This is a genomic window from Tautonia sp. JC769 (assembly GCF_040717455.1).
In the GTDB taxonomy this organism is placed as follows: Bacteria; Planctomycetota; Planctomycetia; order Isosphaerales; family Isosphaeraceae; genus Tautonia.
Genome location: NZ_JBFEFH010000007.1, coordinates 73,105 through 86,998, shown reverse-complemented (window position 1 = coordinate 86,998; position 13,894 = coordinate 73,105). Strand labels below are relative to the sequence as shown.

The 13,894-nt window shown below is 71.1% G+C and carries 12 protein-coding genes; 2 read left to right on the top strand and 10 right to left on the bottom strand.

Annotated features, from left to right (window positions below):
* Positions 1 to 16: 16 nt before the first annotated feature.
* From hisI to AB1L88_RS09530, 4 genes are all read right to left on the bottom strand, one after another.
* Entirely contained in the window at positions 17 to 430 is a 414-nt protein-coding gene (gene hisI, locus AB1L88_RS09545) for a phosphoribosyl-AMP cyclohydrolase (protein WP_367096421.1), read from the bottom strand.
* A gap of 1 nt (position 431) precedes the next feature.
* Positions 432 to 1,700, bottom strand: a complete 1,269-nt coding sequence (locus tag AB1L88_RS09540) for a hypothetical protein (protein WP_367096420.1) — start codon at positions 1,698 to 1,700, stop codon at positions 432 to 434.
* Positions 1,701 to 1,776: 76 nt separating this feature from the next.
* Positions 1,777 to 2,151 (bottom strand): hypothetical protein, encoded by a 375-nt coding sequence (locus tag AB1L88_RS09535; RefSeq protein ID WP_367096419.1) that lies wholly within the window; start codon positions 2,149 to 2,151, stop codon positions 1,777 to 1,779.
* A gap of 69 nt (positions 2,152 to 2,220) precedes the next feature.
* On the bottom strand, positions 2,221 to 4,470 hold the full coding sequence (locus tag AB1L88_RS09530) for a hypothetical protein (protein WP_367096418.1): 2,250 nt from the start codon (positions 4,468 to 4,470) through the stop codon (positions 2,221 to 2,223).
* A gap of 374 nt (positions 4,471 to 4,844) precedes the next feature.
* Here AB1L88_RS09530 and AB1L88_RS09525 point away from each other — a divergent pair, with 374 nt between their 5' ends.
* Both AB1L88_RS09525 and AB1L88_RS09520 read left to right on the top strand, forming a co-directional pair.
* Positions 4,845 to 5,903 carry a hypothetical protein gene (locus tag AB1L88_RS09525; RefSeq protein WP_367096417.1) on the top strand — a complete coding sequence of 353 codons (1,059 nt, stop codon included), beginning with the start codon at positions 4,845 to 4,847 and terminating at the stop codon, positions 5,901 to 5,903.
* 39 nt (positions 5,904 to 5,942) lie between these two features.
* The gene (locus tag AB1L88_RS09520) at positions 5,943 to 6,749 is read left to right on the top strand and encodes a DUF1559 domain-containing protein (protein WP_367096416.1); all 807 of its coding nucleotides are present in this window, start codon (positions 5,943 to 5,945) and stop codon (positions 6,747 to 6,749) included.
* Between the two features lie 79 nt (positions 6,750 to 6,828).
* On the opposite strand, the gene AB1L88_RS09515 is transcribed toward AB1L88_RS09520, so the two are convergent.
* The 6 genes from AB1L88_RS09515 to AB1L88_RS09490 all read right to left on the bottom strand — a co-directional run bounded on the left by AB1L88_RS09515 (position 6,829) and on the right by AB1L88_RS09490 (position 13,837).
* Positions 6,829 to 8,520: a glycosyltransferase family 9 protein gene (locus AB1L88_RS09515; protein ID WP_367096415.1), complete on the bottom strand. Its 1,692-nt coding sequence runs from the start codon at positions 8,518 to 8,520 to the stop codon at positions 6,829 to 6,831.
* On the bottom strand, positions 8,495 to 9,649 hold the full coding sequence (locus tag AB1L88_RS09510) for a glycosyltransferase (protein WP_367096414.1): 1,155 nt from the start codon (positions 9,647 to 9,649) through the stop codon (positions 8,495 to 8,497). The genes AB1L88_RS09515 and AB1L88_RS09510 overlap by 26 nt, the downstream gene beginning before the upstream one ends.
* 90 nt (positions 9,650 to 9,739) lie before the next feature.
* Entirely contained in the window at positions 9,740 to 11,263 is a 1,524-nt protein-coding gene (locus tag AB1L88_RS09505; protein WP_367096413.1) for a hypothetical protein, read from the bottom strand.
* Entirely contained in the window at positions 11,257 to 11,991 is a 735-nt protein-coding gene (locus tag AB1L88_RS09500) for a methyltransferase domain-containing protein (RefSeq protein ID WP_367096412.1), read from the bottom strand. The genes AB1L88_RS09505 and AB1L88_RS09500 overlap by 7 nt, the downstream gene beginning before the upstream one ends.
* A complete protein-coding gene (locus AB1L88_RS09495) occupies positions 11,988 to 12,770 on the bottom strand; it encodes a glycosyltransferase family 2 protein (protein ID WP_367096411.1) in 783 nt (260 codons plus the stop codon). Before AB1L88_RS09495 ends, AB1L88_RS09500 begins: the two co-directional genes overlap by 4 nt.
* Positions 12,740 to 13,837, bottom strand: coding sequence for a CDP-alcohol phosphatidyltransferase family protein (locus AB1L88_RS09490; RefSeq protein ID WP_367096410.1), 1,098 nt, complete (start codon positions 13,835 to 13,837; stop codon positions 12,740 to 12,742). The genes AB1L88_RS09495 and AB1L88_RS09490 overlap by 31 nt, the downstream gene beginning before the upstream one ends.
* Positions 13,838 to 13,894 lie beyond the last annotated feature (57 nt).

Below are 13,894 nucleotides of genomic sequence, written 5' to 3'. Positions count from 1 at the left end.
AGAACTCGAGAATCGCTCAATGCCCGGAACCGTAAACCTTCCCCGGGTCGAAGACCCTTGAGCCGGAAACTTCCAGCCCCCCCGAGTCGTCAACCTTGCGGAAGAAGCACGAGCGGTAGCCTTCGTGGCAGGCGCCGCCGACCTGCCGGGCGCGGATCAGGAGGACGTCGGCGTCGCAGTCGACCCGGATCTCCTCGACGTGCTGGACGTGGCCGGAACTGCCCCCTTTGTGCCAGGCCTGCCCGCGCGATCGGGAGTAGAAATGCGTCTGGCCGGTCTCGATCGTGCGGAGGACGGCGGGCCGGTCCATCCAGGCCATCATGAGCACGTCGCCCGACTCGGCATCCTGGACGATGGCCGGGATGAGGCCGTCGGCGCCCCATTTCAAGGAGTCGAGGAAGGCGGGTTCGATCGGGGTGGAGGAGGTCACGTCAATCGTCCCGGGGCTGGAGGGGGAGGTCGACGCCGGCGGGTGGGGCGTCGAGGGGGTCGATGCCGAGGCGGCGGCGGAGGCGGTCGAAGTCGTAGCCGAGGTAGAGCTCGGCCGATCGGGGGCGTCGGGCCAGTTGCTCGCGGACGAGGAGGATGCCGGAGAGCTTGGCCCGCATCACGTCATCACCCTCGGCGACCAGGCGGGCGGCGTCGAGGGGGGAGCGCCGGGGCGGGCCTTCCTCGTCCCCCAGGCCGGCACCGAGGCCGATCCGGGGGACGTCGACCCAGCGGGACTCGAAGTAGGAGGCGATGGCGTCGGCCTGGAGGCGCTTCCGGGCGTCGACCGAGAGCCCGTCGGGCAGGCGGACGGTGGCCACGGCGGCGTCGAGCATGGCCAGGGGCAAGGGGGAGATGGTGCGGTCGAACTCCAGGCCGCGGCCGAGGCGGCCCTCGATGACGCGCTCGACCTCCTCGATCGCCCCGCGCCGGAGGCTGGAGCAGCGGAGGACCCCCTCGTTGAGGATGACGACGGCCCGGACGATCGGCAAATCGGCGGCGGCCGGCTCGGGATCGCTCGGGGGCATCGGGCGGTCGAGCCACTCGACGATCCGGGCGCCGGGGGCCATCGGCGCGAGGGTCATCGGGTCGACGGGCATGGGCATGACCCGGACGGCCCCGGCGGCCTCGTCGGCGTCGAAGGGGGGTGGGGCGTCGTCGGGCCACGTGAGCTCGAAGGCGTAGTTCAGGTCGTCGGCCCGGGGCTCGGCCCCTGCCCCGTGGCGGAGGATCTCGGCCAGGGCCCACGACTCGGCGGCGCGGTCGGGGTCGGCCGAGGCGGTCAGGTGGACGAGATAGTCGAGGGCGTCGATCGCCTCCTCATTGCGGCCGAGCCAGGCGAGGCAGAGGGCGCGGTTCGACCAGGCGGCGGCGTCGGTCGGCTCGTCCTCGGAGAGTTCCTCGAAGGCGTCGAGGGCGTCGGCGAGGTTGGCGAGGTTGCGGGACCGGAAGGTCTCGTCCCAGCGGGCTCGGGATTCGTCGTCGGCGGGGTTGTCGAGGCGTCGGGGCTTGCGGGCGACCTCGGGGAGTTCGTCGGAATCGGCGAGGCGGTCGAGGGCTTCGCTCGCGGCGCGGTCGCCCGGCTTGAGTCGTAACGCCTGCTGCCAGCAGGCCCAGCTTGCCAGCGGGCGCTGGAGCTGGAGCTGCCGCCAGCCTTCGTGGACGAGCGACAGGGCGGCCTCGGCGGCCTGGGGGGGGAGGTCGGAAGCCATCGGTCGACTCATCGGAACGGGGGCGAATCAGGAGGACGCAGGTTGGCGGGCCGAGAGGTCGCCTCGAAGGCGCCGTTCAGGGGATCCCGAAGACGGGAGGCACGTTGAACTCGACGCGGAGGAGGCTGCATTCGACGAGGAGCCGATCACGATCACGGACCCTGAATCGTGCCGACGAGGGCCATCCGCCTCGGGCCTTGCGTCGCGTGTCCTCGATCACGTCGATGAGCAGGTCGATGTCGAGGAGCCGGTTCTCGAATTCGACGCGTTCGGCATCCCCGAGACCCAGGTGAAGGTTCCCTGCGAGGCCCATCCGGGTAATCCGGAGGGTAAACCAGGAGTGTGAGGGGCTCCAGCTCCATGGGCAGGCTTCGCCACCGCGGCGGCGGCGGAGGAGTTCCCGGAGCCGCTCCAGTTCGCGGCCCGGTCCCGTCACGGAGATCGGGTTCATCGGGGGCGAGCCTCCCCTCAGCCTTGAGCGGGGGCGTGCGGCGGGAGTACGCCGCCAGCCCCCGGCGCTTTACTGACCCGGCAGGATGATCTTCCGTTCGCCGCCCCCCTGCCCCGACGAACCAGGAGAGTCGGGGGTCCAGACGCCGCCCCCGCCGGAGCTGCTCGGGCCGCCGGGGGTCCAGATCTCGGGCCGGGAGGCGGAGACGCCGAGCGCCCCCGAGGCGGTGGTGACGCGGGGGCCGTAGCGGGAGATCAGCGACATGAGCGGGCGGCTGTCGAGCATGACCTGCTCGGGCTGGTCGGGGTGGGGGACCATCTGCATCAGGCCCATGTCGAGCAGGTTCGAGACGACGACCTGGCTCGCGGCGCGGTCCTCGCGGTAGCGGTCGAGGACGACGGCCAGCTCGGGGACCCACTGCTCGGGCGACTCGTTCCGGGCCCGGATGCGGAGGGCGAGGAAGTCCCAGCGGGGGGCGTTGGGGCCGCGGTGGGCGGGCGGCTCGTCGCGGCGGGCCTGCTCGATCCAGGCGAGGGCCTCGGCGAAGTCGCCCCGGCCCGCGGTGAGGTTGGCCAGGTCGCCGAAGACGGCGAAGCGTTCGGAGGGCCCTTTGGAATCGAGGAGTTTCGGCCGGTTGACCAGGGCCTGGGCGGCCTGCTCCAGGGCGCGGTGCTGGCCGAAGGTCCGGCTGCGGAGGAAGAGGTGCCAGAGGCGATCGTCGGAGAGCTGGGCGGTCGGCACGCGGAAGAGCCGGGCGAGGTGGATCCGCTCGATGTCGACGGAGGCCGGGTCGGGGGTCGGCTCGCCGGGGATGCCCAGCTCGGCCCGGAGGGCGGGCAGGTCGAGGTTCGGGTTGGCCCGGCCGGCGTCGAGCTGGCAGAAGGCGGCGCGGAGGGGGATCTGGGCGTTGCCGTCCTTGATCGCCTGGCGAGGGGTCCGGCCGCCAAGGCCGGGCAAGGGGGTCTCGGGCCAGACCTCGCGGAGGACCCGGGCCTGCTCCTCGCGCTGGATGCGGCGGGTCTCCTCGGGGTCGAGCCCCTCGGGCACGGCCCATTCGGTCCGCATGGCCAGGGAGACGCGGGCCACCTTCTCCAGGACGTCGGTGCGGGGCTGGGCCGGCGGGATATTCGCCCCGGCGAGGGCGATGAACTGCTCGCGGAGGTCGTCGAACTGCTTGCCGAGGTCGAAGCCGTCGAGCATGACGCTCTCTTGCCCGACGATCGCCCGGCCGACGACGCGGGCCATCTCCGAGGGGGTCATGCCGGGCCGGGCCTCGGGCCGGGGGCGATCGAGCAGGGTGAACGCCTCGACCTCCTCGGCCTCGGGGTCGTCCGGGTCGAGCACGCCGGCGCCCTCGGAGACGACGGTCTTGTCGTTCTGCTCGGCGTCCTTGAGGGCCTGGAGCAGGCCGTCGCGGTTGTTCAGGGGCCAGGTGAGGCGGACGTGCTCGACGAGGTCCTCGTCGCCGATCGGCTCGGTCTGTTGGCAGAGGGCTTCCAGGTCGACGGCCTCGGCGGTCGGGCCGGTGAATTTCGTGTAGCGGCGGAAGGCCGCGATGGCCCCGGCGTTGTCGGCCATCCAGAGGCGGCAGAGGCCGAGGTTGCGGTCGGCCTCGGCGACGCCGTCGGCCGAGAGGGTCTCGAACCCGGCGGCGGCCTGGCCCCAGAGGGCTTCGTCGGCGGCCTGCAGCGCGGCCTCGAACCGCCTGTGCGTCTCCGGGTCGAGCCCCGGGGGCGTGGTCATCAGGTCGTATGGGTTCTTCAGCCAGGCCGAGACGCCGGGGTCGGTCATCAACGACCGCAGGGCGGGCTGGGCGATCGGGTCGTCCTCGGCGTCGGCCGCGGTGCCGATCTCGAGGTGGGCGATGCCGGCCGGGATGCTGCCGGAGCGGACGAGCATGACGCCGACCATGCGGAAGACGCCGGCGAACTTCGGGCGATCCTCGGGTGCCATGGCCGAGAGGGCGGACTGGAGGTCGGCCGCGGCCGGTTCAGGGCCTTCGGCCATCAAGGTCGATTGCACCCGATGCGCCAGGGCGCCGAGGTGGTCGGGCTTCGCCTGGAGGATGGCGTTGACCGCCGCCCGGGCCGGCTCGGGCTCGTCGCGACGCTCGTGGACGATGGCCTTCTGCATCAGGAGCCAGAGGGCCCCTTTGACCTTGCGAAGCCCCTCGTCGATGACCTTCAGGGCCTGGTCGAACTGCTCGGAGCGGATCAGGCGCTCGGCGCGCAGGGCCGGTTCTTCGGCCTTGTGGCAGCACCACTTGTACTTTTCCTGGCTTCCGCACGGGCAGGGAGAATAAGGATCGACCGCGGCCATGTCCGTCCCGTTGGCTGTTGGAATCGTTCAAAGAAAAAAGCGGCATGGTGGCGGAGAGGAGCCGTCGCGCGACACCGGCGGCGCATGGCTCCCCCACTGCTCGGCCCGATTTTGAGGGACCGACGCCCTGCGATCAAGGTATCAGAGGCCCCGCGACCGCGCCTACCGAGTGGCGTGCCGGGACGCATCGGGATGGGGCGCGGAGATGGAGGGGGGGCCCCGTGGGCCGTGGCGGGGGACTGTCAACCGTCGCCGGAGAAGCTTAAGATCGAGGGCACACCCGAGGAAACCCGGTGACGAGAGGATCTCCGACGCTTCTGGGGCCGACGATCCGGCCTCGGAGCGTCTTCATGGTTTTCGATCCGAGTCCCTTGATGTTGAATAAGCGCGAGTTGATCAAACGGGCCCTGAATCCGTTGATGCGCTGGTCTCGCCTGCACGATCCTCGGCCCGGTTACAGCATTATTCTGGGGGTCCCGTGGGCGCTCCGCCACCTGCTGGCGGTGAACCTGCGGTTCGTCGGCCGGCAGCAATTGGACGGCCTGGCGGGGGTGCACCTGGTCTTCGACCGGATCGAGCAGCCGGGGGGGGAGGCGTTCATCGAGGGCATCCGGCAACGGTTCCCCGGGCTGCCGCTCGACTTCCAGTTCCACCCGCCGATCGCCGGCCGGATCACGGAGAAGGTGAACCAGTCGAAGTTCTACGCGGCATTGAACTGGACGCGGGGCCTGGCCGCCTGCCGGAGCCGCTACGCGATCCTGCACGACTTCGACCTCTATCCGATCGACCCTCATTACTTCGCCCGGATGCACGAGGCCCTGAAGGCCAACGAGTGGCACTTCGCGGGCTACGAGACGGCACGATTCGACGGGTTGACGCCCGACGACCTGATCTTCGGGAGCTGGAACCTCGCGCTCGATGCGCAGTGGGTGCGCTCGCGGTTCCGGCCGATCGACGGGTATCACAAGGTGGCGACGGTCAACGGCCGGGAGGTGGACCTCGACCCGTTCTCGTACGTGCAGACCCGATCGCCGAGGCGAGGGCTGGTGCCGAGTCTCGGTCCGGAGGCGTTCGCCCACGTGAAGAACCTGTGCAGCACCTATCTGCGGTTCAACGGCGGGCAGAAGGTCGATCTCGCCTGGCGACTGCATTACCTCTGGTATCTCGAAAGCCTGTCGGAACACCCCGAACGGCTGGAGGAGGCGACCCGGGCGATGCGCGAGGCGCGGTCGTCTCGCCTGACGGTCGCCGGGCAGACGGTCGACTTCCAGGGGACGCACCCGACCTGTAGCAACGTCCTGGAAAAGGACCTGTTGATGCTGGAGCAGAACCTTTACGGGGGGATGCGGCCCGAGGTTTCGAACTACATCGACGAGTTCCGCGGCTTCCTGACCCGGATGGGCGAGGCGGCCAGCCAGGCCGCGACCTCCTGAAGCAAAACGCGATCGGGGGAACCGCTCGTGGCTGATCCGATGGCCGACCGAACAGGCCGCAAGGGGACGACCATCCTGGGCTGGATGGGGCGGATGGTGGTGATCGCCCTGGTCCTCGCCTTTGTTCGGGTGGTGAACACGGCACGAGAGGAGGCGAGGCAATCGCAATGCATCGGGGTGCTCAGCCAACTGGGCATGGCGCTGGCGAACTACGAGGACTTTCATGGGACGTTGCCCCCGGCCGTCGTGCGAGGTCCGGATGGAACCCCCTGGCACAGCTGGCGGGTGCTCGTGCTGCCCTTCCTGGAGGGGCATGCGCTTTACGCTTTGTATCGGTTCGATGAGCCGTGGGACGGGCCGAACAACTCGTTGCTCATCGACCGGATGCCGACGAGCTTCCAGTGCCCGACCGACCAGGCGAGGCAAGGCGGATCGACCCGGTTCACGAGCGTCGTGGCCGTCGTCGGGCCGGGCACGTGCTTCCCGCCCGATCGGGCGGCGAACACGAGGGAATTCGAAGGGGTGCGGGATCGGACCGTCCTGCTGGTCGAGCTGGGGGCCAGCGAGATTCCCTGGACGGCGCCCGTGGATCTCGACCTCGACACGTTCCGCGAGCAGGCGGCGCGGGGAGACGGTTCTCCCCACGCGAATCGCCGCACCGTCCGATTTGCCAACTATTACGGCGGGGTGCTCGCGCTGCCGTTGGATGCCGAGGAGTTGGGGAGGCTCTGCCCGCCCCCACCGTTCGGTCCCGAGATGTCGGGATCAGTCGAGGGGGAGGACGCCCCGGATCGAGGCCCAGAGGCCGGGGGCCCGCTCTTGCAGGACCATCCGGGCGTAGAGTGATCCGAAGACGATCACCCAGGCCAGGGCGAGCCACGATCGCCAGTCGATCCGGGAGGTCGTCAGTTCGATTGGTCCATCGTCAGAGGGGGGCATGGGGAGACTCCGCGCGATGCAGGCGCGACCACCAGCGGCGGGTGGCCTGGTAGACGCGATCGGGGGTCAGGGCGGTCATGCAGGGGTGATCGGCCAGCGGGCAGACCTTGCGGTGGCAGGGGTTGCAGGGGACGTCGTGCCGCAGGACGAGGCTCCGGCGCGACCAGGGGCGCCACTGGCCGACCCGGTTCGTCCCGCTGAACAACACGACCGACGGCACTCCGGCACAGGCGGCCAGGTGGGCCGGGCCGCTGTCGGAGCCGAGGAACAGGTCGGCCCGTTCGAGCAGGGCGGTGGTCTCGGTCACGGCCAGTCGGCCGGTCCAGTCGCGGAGGGAATCGTGCGGGGTGAGCCGGGCGGCGAGTTCGGCGTCATCCGGACCGCCGACGATGAGCACGCGCCAGCCGTCGCGGAGGAATTGGGCGAGCAGGGAGTCCCAATGTTCGATCGGCCAGCGCTTGGCCGGCGTCCCCGCGCCCAGATGGACCGCGAGCAACGGGGCCGGTGCGCCGAATCGTCCGGCGTGGAGCCAGTCGGCCTCGGGGCCGCTGGAGGGATCGTTGAGCGGGGAGTCGAGGCGGTTTTCACGGGCGGGCCGAGGGGAGCGGCCCCCCTCACCCGGCCTGCGGCCACCCTCTCCCCCGCGACCGGGGGCGAGGGTTGAGTTCGCTCCCTCTCCCCGCGAGCGGGGAGAGGGCTGGGGTGAGGGGGCCCAGGCCGGATCGCGAGGCTCGGCACGTCGGCAGACCTCCCCCTCACCCGGCCTGCGGCCGCCCTCTCCCCCGGCGGGGGCGAGGGTCGGGCGAGGGATCGTATCGAATTGCGATGCCGATTCCGGACCGGGGGCGAAGTCGTCGTCGATCAAGGGGCCCGGGGGGCCGGAGCCGACGATCACCAGTTCGGCCGAGGCCTTGCGGACGGCTCGTTTCGCGGGGCGTGTCGAGGCGGGGGCGGGCGATGCCCAGGAGTCGGCGAGCATCCGGGCGACCCGGGATCGGTCGCGATCGGAGACGTGGACCGAGACGCGGGCCGGGACGTCGCGGTCGCCGGCAGGATCGTCGGTCAAGGAGAGGGCATCGAGCAGGGCCAGGCGAGAGCGGACCTCGTGACGGCCGGGGACCCAGTCGGCCAGGTCGGTCAGCAGGAAGCCGCCGCCCCCCATCGCCCAGCCGACCCGGCGCGGGATGCCGGCCATTGCCAGGACGAGCACGGAGAGCACGTCGCCCCGGACGTCGATGCCGAGGTCGTATCCCTTCCCCCGGAGCATCCGGGCGATCGACCAGACGGCCGAGGCCAGGGCCCAGCGGCCCGGCTGGCGCTCGAACCAGTTGCGGTCGGCCAGGAGGACCCGATCGACGAGCGGGTCGGCCTCGAAGACGGCCCGGTTGCTCGGCGAGGCGAGCACATCGATCGCGGCGTCGGGGTGGTGGCGTTTGAGCCTCGGGAAGAGCGGGCTGGAGAGGACCGAGTCTCCCAGGTGGTCGAGCTGCACGACCAGGATCCGGCGCGGCGCGGGCCACGTCGGGATCGGCCGGGCCATGCGCCAGAGGCGCATCGCGAGCCCTCCCACCAGATCCAGCGTGCCGACCAGGACGCGCCAGCGCCACTTGCTGTAGCGATAGCGACGCACCGGCACGGGGCTCGGCGCCCGATCATCCTGTCGGGGCGACTTCGTCATAAACCTCCGCCGTCCTTCGGGCCACGGTTGCCCAGAGGTACCGCCGATGGACAACTTCGGCAAGCTCAGTTCCGCCTCGACCGGCCTCCCACGCCTGTCGTAAGCCCCTCGAAATCTCCCCGATGTTGCCGGGGCGTGCGTAGATTGCCCGATTTCCGAAATATTCCCGGGTGCAGCCGAAGGGGGTGATGACGACGGCGCACCCGGCCAGGGCGGCTTCGAGGGCGGCCAGGCCGGGCGTCTCGAACCAGCTCGGCAGGGCGAAGACCCGGGCCGCCGCGAAGGCCGAGGCGAGTACGGGGTCGTCCGCATCCATCCGAGCAATCCAGGTGACGGAGGATCGAGGCACCCCCCTGCACTGCTCGGCGTAGGATTCATGACCGGGGACCGGGTCGCCCACGACGACCAGGGGCAATCGGGCGTCGGCGCAGGCCCTGACGAGCCCGAGCACATTCTTCCTCGGCTCGATCCGCCCGGCGTAGAGGACGAAATCGGCTTGCCCGACGAGCGCCCGGAACGGCCCCGGGTCGGCGTCGAGCACGTTCGGCTCGACGCCGTTGGGCACGACTCGAATGTTCCGCGGGGCGAGCCCGAACAGGCGGACGAGTTGCACGCCTTCGGCCGACGAGTTCGGCAGGACGGCATCGGATCGCTGGAGCAGTTCCCTCCGCCAGCCCGGGACCCGAGGGAAAGCCCGGCGGATTCCCCAGGCCGCCAGGGCCCGAGCCGCCTGGAGGCGACCTCCCGCCAGGGCGGCCAGCGCCGAGGGCTCGAACCAGCAGATCGGCGAGAGGACGACGGGGACGTTCCGCGATCGGGCGACCTTCGCCAGTTCCAAACCCTCGCGGCTCATGCCGAACAGGTGAAGCAGCCGAGCCTGCTCCAGCCGGTCGGTCCAGGGGTTCATCGGCCGGACGCGGACGCCGAGGGCGTCGAGATGCCTGGCCGTCCTCGCCAGTTGCACTTCGCCGCCGCCGGGGGCCTGGAAGGCGTGGCCGGGGGCGTGGAGCAGGACGGCGCCGGGTTCCATCGGGCCGAGGGAACGCCCCCGGAGCCAGTCCATCGCGGAGGCGGTCGGGCGGGCGTGGCCGGGGTGCAGGAAGTTGGCAAGGTCGGTCGATCGATTCATCGTCTGGCCGAAGGGTTCGCTCCCAACCGGGCGGAGGATGCTGGGTTCGTTTCGATGAGGGTCTGCACCACGGTCGAGGGAAACCACGGGCTACCGGGGTGATCGCCAGCGGTCGCGGAGGCGGCGGAGGGTCTTCTTGAGCAGGAGGCTGGGGGAGCTGTCGTCGAGTTCCTCGACGGGGGTGACCGTCTCCCAGTCGATCGCCGATCGGACGGCGGATTTGAGGCTGAACGGGCGGCGGACGAGCGCCGGCGAGGGGAGATCGACCCGGGCCGTCGCGCGTTCGAAGGAGAGGCCGTCGAGCTGGAGCGTGCCGCGCGGGCGTCGCATGGGGAGGCTGGCGACGTGCGAGCCTCGGACGATTTCGAGGGTCAGGGGGTAGGAGTCGCTCCAGTCCTCGAAGGCGACCTCGACCCGCCCGGCCCCTCGGGCGGTGACCGACCAGCGGCGGCGGCCTCGCCAGGCCCACCAGTGCGCGAAGTCGGTCAAGGTGGTCCGCCAGAGCAGGTCGTACCGCTCGATTTCCCGGGCCAGGGCCGCGAGGACTTCCGGGAATCGGGCCAGGCGACGCTCGGGGTGGCCGTAGACGAAGGCCGGCTCGCCCTGGTCGATCCGGGCGCGGACGACCCCGACGAGGTGGGCGGCGATGCCGAGGCCGTCGCCCCGCCCGGCGTCCACGAACAACCCTTCGCAGATGGGATGGATCGGGACTTGCAGGATTTTCGAGAAGCGATCGCCCCGCCAGGGGAAGAAGGGGAGGTCGTTGTAGCCGACCGAGAAATCGGACGAGTAGCGGTAGCCGAGGTGCTCGATCGCGTCGTCGAGCCCCGGGTTCCATCGCCCTTCGGGGGCGGCGAAACCGAAGGGATCGAACCCGGCGGCGGTCAGGAGGTCATGGGCACGTTCGAGGTTGCGGCGGTTGCTGGCGGGGTCGCGGTAGACGACGTGGAAATGCCCATGAGATTGGGTGTCGACGTGTTTCAGGTCGGTGAGCACCGACTCGTCGAGGCCGTAGGCGGCGGTGCTGACGAAGTGGGTGGTGCAGTCGTCGAGCGGCCGGCGGGCCTCGGCGAAGCGGTGGTAATCGGTCGGGATCGGCTCGTCGAGGTCGAGGCGGAGGTTGAAGGCCCCGCGGTAGGGATAGGGGAAGACGGCGAGTCGAATCCAGAGGCCGCCGAGGCGGGTGACTTCCTCGCGGAGCCGGGCGAGCAAGGCGCGTCGGATGCTCCCCTTGTCGAACGCGGCGATGCGCTCGGTGAGTGTGACCCCGGCGACGTCCCACGAATGGAGCCCGGCCTGGGTGTCGATGAGGGCGGCGAAGGGGTCGAACGCCCAGCCGTCCCGGAGTCGGGCGATGTCGATGGCCACCTGGTCGACGCCCACGGGGACCCCGCGCGACGAGTCGTCGGAGTGGCTGTCGAAGAGGACGAACCGGCCGCGATGGAGGACGATCGGGTGCGGCTCGCTGATCGTCTCGAAGGGGATGCCTTCCTGGCGGAGGATCAGGTCCAGCCCCGGGGGCGTCTTCCAGAGCAGGAGCGGCAGGAGCGGCGGGCCGGTCGCGGCGGCGGTCGCCAGATCCGCGAGTGAAACGGATGCGGTGCTCGTCAACATGGCCCGCCCCCTTCCTCTGGTCGAGTGGCCGACCAGGCGACGAAGCGCCGGGCCATCGGAACGCGCCGGAAGGCGACGGAGCGACGCTCCGAAGGATCGAGCAGCGCCTCGGAGCGGATGTTGGTGAACCCGGCGAGCCGGAGCCAGCGGCGCATCTGACCGGGCCAGAACCAGCGCTCGCGGGCCCGAGAGCCGGGGGGATACATCCATCGCCCGCGCCGCTCGTCGATCCGCTTGACCAGGACGGCGGGGAGCCAGGGGCGCACCGGGTCGAGCGAGGCCGCGTTCTTGTCCACGATCACGACGCGGCCCCCGGGCCGAAGGGCCCGGGCCGCCTCGCGCAAGCTGTCCATGATGCCCTGGATTTCCATGTGTTCGAGCACTTCGACGAACATGACCGCGTCGATCGAAGCGTTGTGCAATGGCAGGCGCCTGGCCGATGCCCTCGCCACGGGCAGGCCGCGGCGATGGGCGGCCCGGAGCATCCCGGCGGAAGGGTCGAGGCCGAGGATCCGGGCGCCGTGTTCGGCCAGTCGGGCGGCGAAGCGACCCTTGCCGCAGCCGGCGTCGAGGACCAGGCGGTCCGCGATCGGCCCGAGGTGGCGGAGGATGGCTTCGAGCCGGACGTCGTCGGCGGGGACCTCGTCCTTGAATCGGGCCTCCAGGAGGTCGAAGCGGGCGGCGACCTCGGCCTCGAATCGGGGGGTGGCGTGTGCCGAGGTCGTCACGCGGCCCTCCCAGGGGACTCGGCCCGGCGCACGAGTTCGCGGTGCTTCCAGTGTCGCACGGCGACCGAGACCCCCGAGAGGGCGCAGAAGACGAGGCCCTCGGCGCCGTCTCGGTAGCCTCGCTTGCCGAGGTAGAGCTTGGCGAAGGTCCAGAAGGGGCGCACGGTCCAGTCGATCGTGCGGACGGGGCGGCCTCGGCGGACGAATTCGATCGCTTCGAGGGAGGTGTACTTGTTGAGTTTATAAAGAAAGACATTCATGGTCGGGATGGTGCGGTGCAGGAGGTGCTGCGAGAGGGTGCCGGCCGAGCCGCGGAGGGAGACGGTCTCGTGGACGGTGCCGAACCACCAGCCTCGGCCTCGTCGGAAGAGGCGCAACGGGCGGTCGTCCTGGGTGCCGGAGTAGGAGAAGCGGCGGCCGAGGATCTCGCTGCGGATCGGCACGCGGTAGCCGGTGTGGTGGGCCTTCGGGTCGGCCACGACGGCGCGGATCTCGGCGGCGAGGGCCGGGGTGGCGCGCTCGTCGGCGTCGATGGCGAAGACCCAGTCGCCGGTCGCGGCGTCGAGGGCGGCGTTGCGCTGGGAGGCGAAGTCGTCGAACGGCCGGACGATGGCGCGATCGGCCCGTTGCCGGGCGATGGCGAGGGTCTCGTCGCGGCTCGCGGCATCGACGACCACGATCAGCTCGTCGGCCCAGCCGAGCGAGGCGAGGCAGCCGGGCAGGTTGCGGGCCTCGTCCCGGGCGATGATCAGGGCCGAGATGCGAGGTCGCTTCGCCATGTCGGTCCTACCTTTCGGATCGCGCCGGCCAGGGCGCGGGTCGGGAAATACGCGGCGTAGGCGGCCAGGGCCCATTCCAGGCGACCGGCCGCGGCGGCGACGATCCAGAGGTGCCAGCGGATGTCGGCGTGGCCGAGCTTGCGGCCCCACCACGTCGGGCTGAAGGGCCGGGGCCGGGCGTCGAGCGGTTCCCGGGCCAGGGTCGTCTTGCCGTCTCCCGACTCGACGGCCCGGTTCCATTCGTCGTTGCTCAGCGTGAACAGGTATTTGCCCATGGCGAAGGCCATGCCCAGGCCGAGCCAGCCGGCCCACCCGGTCCGGGAGAAGGCGGCATAGGCGATGGCGGCGTGGAGGAGCATCTCGCCGCTCTCGTCGAGCGTGGTGTCGAGCCACCGGCCGAGCGGCGAGGCGGTCCCCTGGCGTCGGGCGAGCCGGCCGTCGGCGCCATCGAGGACCAGCGCGACGGCCAAGGCCCCGGCGGTGGACCAGCGGAGCCACGGATCGAGCGTCCCCCAGGCGACCATCGCCGCCGCGGCGATCATGAACAGGAACGATCCGACCGTCAGCGCGTGGGGGCGGACCCGGGTCGGGGCCAGCAGCCGGACGAGGACCCCGGACAGGCCAACCGACCAGAAGCGGCCGATCGGCTGGTAGCATTTGCGACGGACCAGCTCGGCCTCGGCCCCGGCCAGGCCTTGCGGCGAGTCGAGCCGCCAGACCACGGCGGATTCGGCATCCTTGCCCCGTCGGGCGACCCGACGGAGGCGCGAGGGGTCGTAAAGCCGGTCGGTCCGGAGGATGAAGGCCCCTTCCGGGGGCGGTCCGGTGGCGAATGTGATGCCGGTGGTGTTGCGGGGAGCCGCCGCGCCGAGGAGCCCCCGGAGCGTCTCGTGCTCCTCGAGCCGGGCGTGGACGGTGAGCGTCGGATGGGCACCGACCCCGGTGGCCAGGTCGACCAGGTGGGCGATGACCGGCCGGCCGAGCAAGGGGACGCCGGCCATCGGCCCCTCGGGCCCTCGGGGCCGGGCGTCGATGATCAGAGGGGGTAGGGTCCGGGAGCGTGGCATCGGGCGCCTCCATGCGCCGGCGTTGTCGAGCGGGGCGGTCGAGGTCCGAGGCGTACG

Excerpts from the sequence above, each read along its gene's own strand:
- AB1L88_RS09535 (WP_367096419.1), bottom strand. The coding sequence starts at position 2,151 with ATGAACCCGATCTCCGTGACGGGACCGGGCCGCGAACTGGAGCGGCTC.
- AB1L88_RS09490 (WP_367096410.1), bottom strand. The coding sequence starts at position 13,837 with ATGCCACGCTCCCGGACCCTACCCCCTCTGATCATCGACGCCCGGCCC.
- AB1L88_RS09515 (WP_367096415.1), bottom strand. The coding sequence starts at position 8,520 with ATGACGAAGTCGCCCCGACAGGATGATCGGGCGCCGAGCCCCGTGCCG.
- AB1L88_RS09540 (WP_367096420.1), bottom strand. The coding sequence starts at position 1,700 with ATGGCTTCCGACCTCCCCCCCCAGGCCGCCGAGGCCGCCCTGTCGCTC.
- AB1L88_RS09525 (WP_367096417.1), top strand. The coding sequence starts at position 4,845 with ATGTTGAATAAGCGCGAGTTGATCAAACGGGCCCTGAATCCGTTGATG.
- AB1L88_RS09520 (WP_367096416.1), top strand. The coding sequence starts at position 5,943 with ATGGCCGACCGAACAGGCCGCAAGGGGACGACCATCCTGGGCTGGATG.
- AB1L88_RS09510 (WP_367096414.1), bottom strand. The coding sequence starts at position 9,649 with ATGAATCGATCGACCGACCTTGCCAACTTCCTGCACCCCGGCCACGCC.
- AB1L88_RS09495 (WP_367096411.1), bottom strand. The coding sequence starts at position 12,770 with ATGGCGAAGCGACCTCGCATCTCGGCCCTGATCATCGCCCGGGACGAG.
- AB1L88_RS09530 (WP_367096418.1), bottom strand. The coding sequence starts at position 4,470 with ATGGCCGCGGTCGATCCTTATTCTCCCTGCCCGTGCGGAAGCCAGGAA.
- AB1L88_RS09505 (WP_367096413.1), bottom strand. The coding sequence starts at position 11,263 with ATGTTGACGAGCACCGCATCCGTTTCACTCGCGGATCTGGCGACCGCC.